Source organism: Pseudomonadota bacterium, from assembly GCA_018823135.1.
Classification (GTDB): Bacteria; Desulfobacterota; Desulfobulbia; order Desulfobulbales; family CALZHT01; genus JAHJJF01.
This window is the reverse complement of record JAHJJF010000143.1, coordinates 1-9,903: the sequence shown is the minus strand read 5'-3', so window position 1 is coordinate 9,903 and position 9,903 is coordinate 1. Positions and strand designations below refer to the sequence as shown.

The following is a 9,903-nucleotide window of genomic DNA, read 5'->3' as shown; positions in this document are numbered from 1 at the left end:
TGGCCAGGTGGTGCATACAAACATCCGCTACATTAAAGAATTTGAATGGTACCTGGTGGTTGAACAACCGGAAAAGGAAACAATAAAACAGATTTTCATAACTCTTATCATTAACCTTGTCATTTGCGTGGCTATTACAATTGTCGTTTTGATTCTTATAAATTTATCTGTCACCGCCTACCAGAACAGAATAGAAACATTGCGCGGCATAGTGCCGATATGTTCATACTGCAAGCAGATAAGAGATGATAAGGGCTATTGGAACAGGGTCGAGGCCTTTGTGGCAAAACATACCGAAGCACAGTTCAGCCATTCCATCTGTCCAACCTGCATGGAGGAGCATTACCCGGAAGAATACAAAGATATCAAAGAGAAAAAATGAAGGATACCGTTTAATCCCTGAAGGCAAACCATCAAGGAGTAGTCCATGCCCCCAAGACCCTATCAACTCTTCACCTGTCATGGTAAAGATACTCTCTTTTAATTCCTCTTATAAATTCCACTCCACCAGACCCAGGACCCAAGAGAACCGACAAAAATGAAGGCACGGAAAGTAATTGTCATAGGCGGTGGGCCGGCAGGGCTGATGGCTGCCGGCCAGGCAGCTGAAGCAGGAGCGGAAACCCTGCTCCTTGAAAAAATGAAAAAAACCGGCATCAAACTCTGTATTACCGGCAAGGGCCGCTGTAACATCACCAATATCGCCGAGATCGCCGACTTCATAGCCCATTTCGGCAAAACCGGCCCATTCCTCCGCCAGGCCTTTGCCCGGTTCTTCAATGCCGATCTCATGGAATTCCTCAATGAACTGGGTCTGGAACTGGTGACCGAGAGAGGCGGCCGGGTTTTTCCTGCAAGCGGCAAAGCCCCGGATGTCCAGAGAGCTCTTCTTGCGTGGAATAAAAAGGCCGGGGTCCAGATCAAACATGCCGCTCCTGTTGAAAAAATACTGACAGTTGATGGCCGCGTCACCGGGGTTATTTGTCAAGGCAAGGAAATCCCCTGTGATGCGGTAATCCTTGCCACCGGCGGCGCATCCTATCCTGCCACCGGTTCCACCGGCGACGGTTACCGTCTTTGCGAATCCCTGGGACATACAGTCATCCCGGTGCGCCAGGCCCTTGTACCCCTGGTAATTTCCGGAGATACAGCAAAAAGCATGGCAGAACTCAATCTTCGTAATATCAATGTCCGGATGCTGGTCAACAACAAGAAAAAAAGGGAGGAATTCGGGGAAATCGTCTTTACTGAGTTCGGACTCACCGGGCCGGCAATTCTCACCCTGAGCGGTGAAGCAGTGGACTCCTTGCGGGCCGGGCATAAAGTCGCCATTTCCATTGACCTTAAACCCGCCCTTGATGAACAAAAACTTGATGCACGTCTGCAGCGCGACATTGCTGCGCGAGCCAAGGAGCAGATCAGCAGCCTGCTGCGTGGGCTGATTCCCCGGGAAATGCTGGCAGCCTGCCTTGATCTTACCGGCATTCCAGCCGATCTCCCGGCCGGCAACCTCTCGGCAAAACAACGCATGCGCCTCAGGAGCTGGCTCAAGGATTTCCGGCTGGAGGTTGTCGGCTACAGACCCTTTGCCGAGGCAATTATTACTGCCGGCGGCATAGATACCCGGGAGATTGACCCCAGGACCATGGAATCCAGAAAAATAAAGGGCCTGTTCATTGCAGGAGAATTGCTGGACATTCAGGCTGACACCGGTGGCTACAATCTGCAGGCGGCATTCTCAACCGGCTGGCTTGCAGGACGGAGCGCCGCAGAAATAATTGGCACTGAATGAATGGATTACGAACAAGTGAGCAGAAACAAAAAAATCAGCTTCACATGACAGATAAAACCGGCTAATTTAGCCTAAAACTGCCAGGGAAAGTCGATCCGGCCTGAGACCGTCAACCTGATCAAATGTATTCTGCTGGCTCGTTGTACTTAAAATAAATTTCCGGCCATACGGTGAGAAGAGAAAATGAAAAATCAAGAATACCGAAATCAGGCGCTGAAGCTCTTCCCGTGGGTATGTGCCAAATGCGCCCGGGAATTTTCCGGCAAAAAACTCCCCGAACTCACCGTCCATCACAAGGATCATAATTACAAGAACAATCCCCCGGACGGCAGCAACTGGGAGTTGTTGTGCATCTACTGCCACGACAACGAACATTCCCGCTCCCTGGAGTCCGAATGGCAGAATACTCAAAGGTCGGATACCGAAAAAGGACCGATAGCCACCCACTCGCCTTTTGCAGGGCTCAGTAAACTGTTGCATGGATCTGCCCCGCATAAAAAAAACGATGAAACAGAATAATTTGATCTCACGCAAGATATCCTGTAGCCTTTTTTACAAGTGGGATCTTTGAGATTTATATGATTATCTCCCTGCGCAAGAATGAAAAGACTCTGACATCAGGAATTCTGCACACTAATGCCTACCCCTAACTGGCGCAAACAAAACAAAGAGCTTGAAATCAATGCCGAAGATCTGCATCGCTTCATAAAACCCGGGTCAAGAATTTTTATCGGAACCGGCTGCAGTGAACCAATCAGGCTCACTGAACAGTTGGTGCTGAACAAACGGCTGTTCACAGACTGTGAGCTGGTTCACTTTCTCACCCTATCGGATAACAAGTTTTTTGATGACCTTGAACCCTCTCTCTATCGGCATCAAGCCTTTTTTGTCGGCAATTCCATTCGCCAGGCAGTCAACGAAGGCAAGGCCGACTATATCCCGATCTCTTTGTCCGATATTCCCGAAATGATCACGACCGGCCAGATGCGGATCGATGTGGCCCTCCTGCAGTTAAGCCCCCCTGACAAATTTGGTTTCTGTTCCCTGGGCATAAATGTCGATATCAACCGCACCGTGTTTGAAAACTCCAAGATGGTTATTGCCCAGATTAACCCGAAAATGCCGAGAACCAGCGGCGACTCCTTTGTTCGATTCGATGATATCGCTCATTTTGTCTACGAAGAGACCGACCTTTTGGAATTTATCTACCCGGAGCCTGATGAGACCGCCAGAAGGATCGGTATGCATTGTGCCAGAATCATTGAAAATGGTTCAACCCTGCAGTTCGGCATCGGCGATATTCCCAATGCGGCATTGATGTATTTGAAGGAAAAGCAGGATCTGTCAGTATACAGCGAGGTGATTTCAGACTCGATTATGGATTTGATTGAATCCGGGGTGATTAACTGCCGTAAAAGTTATCACCCGCACATCCTTACTTCTTTTGCCATGGGGAGCCGACAGCTCTATGATTATGTTGATGAAAACCCTTTCATCGAATTCCGCTCCACAGAAACGATTAACAACATTTTCAACATCGCTCAAAACACCAAACAGGTGTCCATTAATGCCGCCCTGTCGGTTTCAATTACCGGACAGGTCAACTCCGACAGTATCGGCGCCGAGATCTTCAGCGGCGTCGGCGGCCAGCTTGATTTCTCCAGAGGCGCGGCTCTTTCAAAGGGTGGCAAGCCGATAATCTGTCTGCCCAGTGTCACCGGCGACGGCAAAAAATCCCGGATTGTGGCAACGCTGGATCCTGCTGCCGGGGTAGTTGTTCCCAGAAGTGAAGTTCATTACGTCATAACCGAATGGGGTATTGCTTTTCTTCATGGAAAATCCATCAGAAACCGGGTTCTTCAGATGATCGGTATCGCCCACCCCAAGTTCAGACAGGAACTCCTGGATAAGGCAAAAGAACTTAATTTCGTCTACAAGGATCAAATCCTTCCTCAGACTCAGGATGGGGTCGTTGTCCTTTATCCGGAAGAATATGAATGGAGCTATACAACACCAGAAGGTGAACACATCTTTTTTCGTCCAGTCAAAACCACTGATGAGCGCATGCTGCAGGAACTGTATTATGAACTGGACCCGGAGGACAGAAGGTTCCGGTTCTTCTCGCCCCAAAGCACTTTCTCCCACAAAGAAACCCAGACAGCGGTCAATGTGGACTATGAATCCATCTTTGCCATGGTCGGCCTCATTGGAGATCAGGAAAACCAGAAAATCGTTTCCATGGGTTCCTACTACCTGAATCATTCCCTCAACGTCGCGGAAATTGCCTTTACCGTGGCAAAAGGCTCCAGGAATCAAGGCCTGACCAGGCATATGCTGAGCAGATTGATTGATATAGCCAAGGAAAAACGAATCAGTGGATTCATGGGTGAAGTATTACAGATGAATGATTCGATGCTTCATGTCTTAAAAACTTCCCCCTATGCCATTCAGTTCGAAGCTATGGACGACACCTTCTCTTTTCATTTCAAATTCACCGACAAAAAGAGTAAACCACCCAGAAAAAAAACCAAAAAATAATGAATGTGATTAGCATGAACTTTCAGCCGGAGCAATTAGGCCGAAAGGGCTTTCTGCTGAGGTGACCCGTGAAAGGCTCGAAATACGAAGCGATCAGGCCCGAGGCAAAATATTCCTTACTGCCGGTGCATACCCTCCCAGAGTCCATTAAAAAAGCCGCGGGCGTTGCTGCCCAGTGAACTGGTGCGATATCCACCTTCCTGCACGACCACAGTGGGAAGGCGCAGCCGGCCGATAAGCAGACCGTTCTGGTAAAAATCCTTTGCCTGGAGATCCCAGGAACCGGTGGGGTCATTCTTGGCCGGGTCATAGCCCAGTGCCAGAACCAGAAAACGGGGGGAAAACAAGCGGATCCGTTTCAGGGCCCGTTCCAGTACCTGCCGGTATCCCGCACCGTCAAGTTTTTCCGGCATTGGATAGTTTTTGTTACATTTATAGCCCGGGCCTTCTCCCTGTTCATCACCGAAACCGACAAAATACGGGTAGGCAAAGCTTGGATGCCCATGGATGGAGACGGTGAACACATCCCCTCGGTCATAAAAAATATCCTGGGTGCCGTTGCCGTGATGATAATCAACATCAAGCACCGCCACCTTGCCGTGGCGGCTGAGAAAATTGGCGGCGATGGCGTTTGAGTTGAAATAGCAGAATCCCCCGAAAACCTTGCGTTCCGCATGATGGCCAGGAGGGCGGACCAGGGCATAGGCAATCCGATACCCCTCAAAGAGCAGACTGGCGCTGGTCAGGGCGCAGTCAACAGCCCCCTTCGCCGCCACATAGGCATTGCGATTGAGAGGGGTAAAGGTGTCAATACAGTAATACCCTGCCCGCACCGGCAGCTCCTTGGGGGGCCGGGTGGCGTTACGGATCGGGAAAACATAAGGGTAGACCGATTTCCCCGGCTCCACATGAGTGCACACCCGCTTGAGATACTCGACAAACTTTGAGTCATGCACCTGTTTGATATAGCTTTCCTGAAAATGACGCGCAGGCTTCTGTTCAAAAAAACCGGTCTGTTCAATGCCTTTCAAGATGGATTTGATCCGGGCTGGAGCCTCGACATATCCCCGTTCATGGACATGGTGGATATCATGTTTGTCATTCACCACAAGGGCAATGCGCTGCTCCAGGGAAAAGATGGTTTTCACCTTTTCGGGTTCGGTTTTGATGTAACGGAACGGCCGGAGGCGGATCGGGTCGTCCTTGAATGACTGGACCACCATGTCGATATACCCTGCGGGACATGCCTTTCCGTACTTTCTGGTCAGAATGGCCCGCACAATATTTCTGGCTGACTCCAGGGTCGGAGGGTTGTTCTCGCCGAGCTGATCGTAAACCAGGTAGGGCGGACAGTCGCCCCCTTTTTCCAGGGGCGTTTCGTAGGCCGTGTTGATGATCGGCACCGCACCATATCGTTCATAAAAGCGCAACCTGGACTTGTTCTGCTTGAGAGTTTACCGATGGAGACAGAGCCTGGGATCATCAGGCAGACACTCCATGAAGATGCCGCAGAATTTGAGGTTTTTCGCCTCATCCCGCACCTTTTCATAAAGGGCGCCGCCGATGCCTCCGGCATTTTTTGTCGGTTGCACCGAAAGAAAATCTAGATAGCTGAAATTGAGATCAGGCGCATAGTCGACCAGGGCAAAACCCTTCACCCGGTTACGATGGCCGTCCGCCACAAAGAGAATGGTGCGGAATTGATACTTGAACGGATTGAGCAGCTTGGAGGGCAGGCTGTCGATTGACTTGCGTGAAAGCCCGGGAAACTGCTTGCCCAGTATTTCCTGAACCTGGGCAATGGCGTCACTGTCGATGGGCAGGGTACTGTCATACACTCGTCGGATGCGGAACATATGATAAATCCTTGCAGTTAACCGCTTTGTCTTCCCCTGTCCGGCGATAACCCGACGGAGGCAACTTCGCAGCGTGTTGTTGCCAATGAAAGCAGGGCCTGGTGCCACTCCCCTTAAATGCGTAACAGGGAGCAATGATTCACCATAGCAGAAAAATTCATGGCCCTTCCTGAAAAAATGGCTATGGCTTTAAAATAATTTAGTTATTAATAACTCTAACAGGTTTTATGCCACGTATAATCGAATAAATTGCGCTGCGTTTTTTCATGAATACTCACCCAACGGCGAGTCGAACAGCCCAGTCCATTGACGTAGCTCCACATGCCGACGCCTATCTACTTTGTCACTTGGGCATAATTGTTTTTGAATAAACAGCGCCCACTGTTATGATTTATTTGTCTTAAAAGCACCTGAATCAGATGCAATGGCTAAAGCACTCAAAAAAAGAGTCTTCAAGTTTGTCGGATCAACAAGCTGAAACGTCTTCAGCAGGCAGTGGGTATGGTCAATGACCACATTGTCGACTGCTCCCGAAATCCTGAGATAAAACGGCTTAACTGAAAATTATATCAAGATACTCTGCGGAATACCCTATGACAGATCCCATTCTCACAAACCCCGAAAAAATCTGGAGTGAACTCCTTTTTGTGTTTCAAGGCACTCTCACCTGGAAACTGGACAATCGCTTCTCCACCCTGCTCAGCGAAATTGAAGTGCAGGATCAGGGAAAAATCCGTGAAATTCTTTGCCGCCATCTGATGATTACCTGGGACAATGGAAATATCGGTAACGCCCCGGAACCCATCAAGGCGGTGAACAATATGCTTGGAGGTCTTTCCCCCGGACAGATGCTTTTCACCTCGGAACCCGACCCGAACCATTTTATATACTGCGCCTGGTGGCCATGGGGCAACGGCAAAAAAATCTCTCTGCGCATCGCGCCCTCAGACATGAAAATCCTCAGCCAAAAGCAGAATAACTTCATTGACCGATTAAAAGAAAAGCTAGGGTTATGAATACTGGGACCTGACAACATAAGGAACCACATGCTTTTCCTGCAAAAATATTCACCCCAGTGGAAAAACCATCAAAAGACTTCCAAATCTTTCCCAATGAAATCAGGGTGTCCCTCTACCTTACAGTAATCATTCCTGGCTTGCCTCATTCACCGGAAAAACCCAGAAACAGAATAATCTAAAAAGTCAGGCACAATCTCGGAACTCACTGGTTTCATGTTCTTTCTTATATAATCGATGCCGAATTCATTGCCGCTCTTTATTGGGTATGGTATGAGTTAAATCCTTACGCAATCAGGTGTTTTTTTCGACCTCAAATCGCTCAAATACAAATATTTTAAAAAAATGACTCCGGACCTCCACTGGCCAAAGATAACCACATGAAAATACTTATAGTTGAGGATGACACGGAATTATGCAAGAGTCTTGAAAACGCCTTGCAAAAGATGGGCCTCTCCCCGCTGACTGCTCCAAACGGACTGGCCGCCCTTGCGATACTCCACAAAGAACAAATTGATTTCGTCATCTCCGACTGGATAATGCCGGAACTTGACGGCATCGAGCTCTGCCGGGCGATCCGCAACCAGGAAGGTCATGATTACATTTATTTCATGCTGCTCACCGTAAAAGGCGAAATCATCGATATCATCAATGCCTTTGCCGCAGGCGTTGATGATTATCTGGCAAAACCTTTTGTTCTCGACGAACTGGAAAGCAGGATCAGGGCAGGGGAAAGAATCCTCAACCACTACAAAAACCTTCAGGAAGAAAACGCAAAACTTGAGCTGCTCATCCGCATTGATCCGCTTTTAGAGATCGGCAACCGCAGGAGCTTTCATGAAGTCATCGAAAAATCCCATGACCGCGCCTGCCGTTACCAACAGTCTTACGGCGCCATAATGTGCGACCTTGATTTCTTCAAATCATACAACGATATCTACGGCCACCAATCAGGTGACCAGATACTCCGTAAAGTCGCCACCTCGATCAAGGATACCAGTCGAACTTCAGATGAGGTTTTTCGTTACGGCGGCGAAGAGATCATCGTTATCCTGCCGGACCAGAATCTTGAAAAAACCCAGATCGTCGCCCAGCGCATCACACAAAGCATTGAAGCGCTTAATATCGAACATAAAGGCGCAGACTCCGGCAAACTCACCGTAAGCTGCGGAGTGGCCGCCTTTGACAAAGAATGCATCGGAGAAAAATGGGTCAGGGTTATTGAACGCGCCGACCAGGCCCTTTACCGGGCAAAATCAGCCGGCCGCAACCAAGTCAGCATCTGATCCCTCCCCGGGCTCGGCCCCGGACCGTCCCCCGTTTTAACCGCCTCCTCGACCCATCCCACGCTTTTTTTCCGCACCAACCCTATCACTCCAGTATCCTAATTCAATTGACACTACGTGACCGTCAGATTACGCTGACCGCCAGCGTTATTTTTTTGTCAGAAAAATCACTCCGGGGTCATCATTTGACTCAGGTCCTGGTGAATGGTAAACATCAAAATCAACACTGGATCGTTTATGAACGCGCTTTTCCCGTCTGAAATGAGCGGAGTCGAGACCGTATTCTGCGAGGTTGAAACAGGGCATTTGAAAAGAGATTGTTGACTTTCCTCAGTAGGTTACACTGGAAACGGTAATGTCGCGGATAAGACTTTCTCTGCCCTTCATAGTAGCTATTGATACTTCAAATTAAGGCAATCGAATCAATCACAGAAGTCAAAAGCGGCCCCCTTATCTGAATTATTCCAACCAGGCCCGCATGAGGTCCTTAATCTTTGTTTGATACTTAACGCCGTGCGCATCTGCTTTCCGGCGAAAGGCGCCTAGCAGACTTTCAGGAATTTTGATGCTGATCAAGCGGCTCCTGTCCTTGGGACTCGCATGCATTGCATGGAAGTCATCCAGAAAGTCAACAATTTGTTCCGCAGACATGTTCCGGCAGGTCTCCAGATACTCGTCCGAAAAGTATTGAATAGCTTTCATTTTTTCAACCTCCCCAACCCGCTTTTCTCACGAGACAATCCGGCCAATATTCGGCAACACAAAACTCTTTTCTAAAAGATACAGTGTGTTATTGAGCAATATTACTCTGCAACCTAAAAAATTACATGTTTTCAGCAAGTTACCCATTCTTTAGCAAATTCTGGTGAGAAATGCGGGTTAATGCTTTAACATCCTCAATGTCCTGTTGTCTCCCTGTCCCCTCTTTTGTCCGAATCAGGTCGTCTATAGACAGTATCCGTATCGAAATCCCTTGAATCTTGATTGTTTCAGCCTTCATCCCGGCAAGATCCCAGATAATCACAAGATCGACCTGCTCAAGGGGATTTTTCAGATTCACAAAATTCCACGCTTTAAGATTTTTGTTCCTTTCATACTCGTCTTTATAGGAAAAAAGATCTTCCGCAGTAATGGGTTGCCGGGGAACAAGGCCTAAATCATTCAAAGCCCTCTCCGCTCTTAACAGATTCGCCTTGGTCCACTTAATAATAAAATCAAAATCAACAGTACCCCGTATAGCTCCATGAAGGGCCACAGCATGACCACCCACGATGGCGTAAGACACCTTATGTTCATTCAGTTTCATGCAGAGTTCAACGAGCTTCATAGTATATACCAGTATATACTATTGCTCAAAAAAAACAACTTGTAATTTGTGTACCCAGAAGCCTACAGACAATGATCAATTGAGATTG

At 48.4% G+C, this 9,903-nt stretch carries 8 protein-coding genes and 2 pseudogenes; 7 read left to right on the top strand and 3 right to left on the bottom strand.

Translation table 11 applies throughout. The features are described 5' to 3' along the window. The 4 genes from KKE17_14815 to KKE17_14800 all read left to right on the top strand — a co-directional run. Positions 1-382, top strand: a 382-nt coding sequence (locus KKE17_14815; protein MBU1711269.1) for a hypothetical protein, incomplete at its 5' end; no start/stop codon positions are given. Positions 383-538: 156 nt separating this feature from the next. Next, positions 539-1,792 (top strand): NAD(P)/FAD-dependent oxidoreductase, encoded by a 1,254-nt coding sequence (locus KKE17_14810; protein MBU1711268.1) that lies wholly within the window; start codon positions 539-541, stop codon positions 1,790-1,792. 183 nt (positions 1,793-1,975) lie between these two features. Further along, on the top strand, positions 1,976-2,311 hold the full coding sequence (locus tag KKE17_14805) for a YajD family HNH nuclease (GenBank protein MBU1711267.1): 336 nt from the start codon (positions 1,976-1,978) through the stop codon (positions 2,309-2,311). Positions 2,312-2,428: 117 nt separating this feature from the next. Further along, positions 2,429-4,330, top strand: coding sequence for a GNAT family N-acetyltransferase (locus KKE17_14800; protein ID MBU1711266.1), 1,902 nt, complete (start codon positions 2,429-2,431; stop codon positions 4,328-4,330). A gap of 116 nt (positions 4,331-4,446) precedes the next feature. Here KKE17_14800 and KKE17_14795 read toward each other — a convergent pair. Next, positions 4,447-6,186: pseudogene (locus tag KKE17_14795) on the bottom strand (histone deacetylase family protein). A gap of 409 nt (positions 6,187-6,595) precedes the next feature. Here KKE17_14795 and KKE17_14790 point away from each other — a divergent pair. The 3 genes and pseudogenes from KKE17_14790 to KKE17_14780 all read left to right on the top strand — a co-directional run bounded on the left by KKE17_14790 (position 6,596) and on the right by KKE17_14780 (position 8,488). Further along, positions 6,596-6,747, top strand: a pseudogene (locus KKE17_14790) (DNA-3-methyladenine glycosylase I). A gap of 32 nt (positions 6,748-6,779) precedes the next feature. After that, positions 6,780-7,202, top strand: a complete 423-nt coding sequence (locus KKE17_14785; protein ID MBU1711265.1) for a hypothetical protein — start codon at positions 6,780-6,782, stop codon at positions 7,200-7,202. Positions 7,203-7,582: 380 nt separating this feature from the next. Continuing rightward, a complete protein-coding gene (locus tag KKE17_14780) occupies positions 7,583-8,488 on the top strand; it encodes a diguanylate cyclase (GenBank protein MBU1711264.1) in 906 nt (301 codons plus the stop codon). A gap of 459 nt (positions 8,489-8,947) precedes the next feature. Here KKE17_14780 and KKE17_14775 read toward each other — a convergent pair whose 3' ends face one another. Both KKE17_14775 and KKE17_14770 read right to left on the bottom strand, forming a co-directional pair. Next, entirely contained in the window at positions 8,948-9,190 is a 243-nt protein-coding gene (locus tag KKE17_14775; protein ID MBU1711263.1) for a hypothetical protein, read from the bottom strand. A 139-nt stretch (positions 9,191-9,329) separates the two neighbouring features. Next, positions 9,330-9,815 (bottom strand): hypothetical protein, encoded by a 486-nt coding sequence (locus KKE17_14770; protein ID MBU1711262.1) that lies wholly within the window; start codon positions 9,813-9,815, stop codon positions 9,330-9,332. Between the last annotated feature and the right edge of the window lie 88 nt (positions 9,816-9,903).

Excerpts from the sequence above, each read along its gene's own strand:
- KKE17_14800 (MBU1711266.1), top strand. The coding sequence starts at position 2,429 with ATGCCTACCCCTAACTGGCGCAAACAAAACAAAGAGCTTGAAATCAAT.
- KKE17_14775 (MBU1711263.1), bottom strand. The coding sequence starts at position 9,190 with ATGAAAGCTATTCAATACTTTTCGGACGAGTATCTGGAGACCTGCCGG.
- KKE17_14785 (MBU1711265.1), top strand. The coding sequence starts at position 6,780 with ATGACAGATCCCATTCTCACAAACCCCGAAAAAATCTGGAGTGAACTC.
- KKE17_14780 (MBU1711264.1), top strand. The coding sequence starts at position 7,583 with ATGAAAATACTTATAGTTGAGGATGACACGGAATTATGCAAGAGTCTT.
- KKE17_14810 (MBU1711268.1), top strand. The coding sequence starts at position 539 with ATGAAGGCACGGAAAGTAATTGTCATAGGCGGTGGGCCGGCAGGGCTG.
- KKE17_14770 (MBU1711262.1), bottom strand. The coding sequence starts at position 9,815 with ATGAAGCTCGTTGAACTCTGCATGAAACTGAATGAACATAAGGTGTCT.
- KKE17_14805 (MBU1711267.1), top strand. The coding sequence starts at position 1,976 with ATGAAAAATCAAGAATACCGAAATCAGGCGCTGAAGCTCTTCCCGTGG.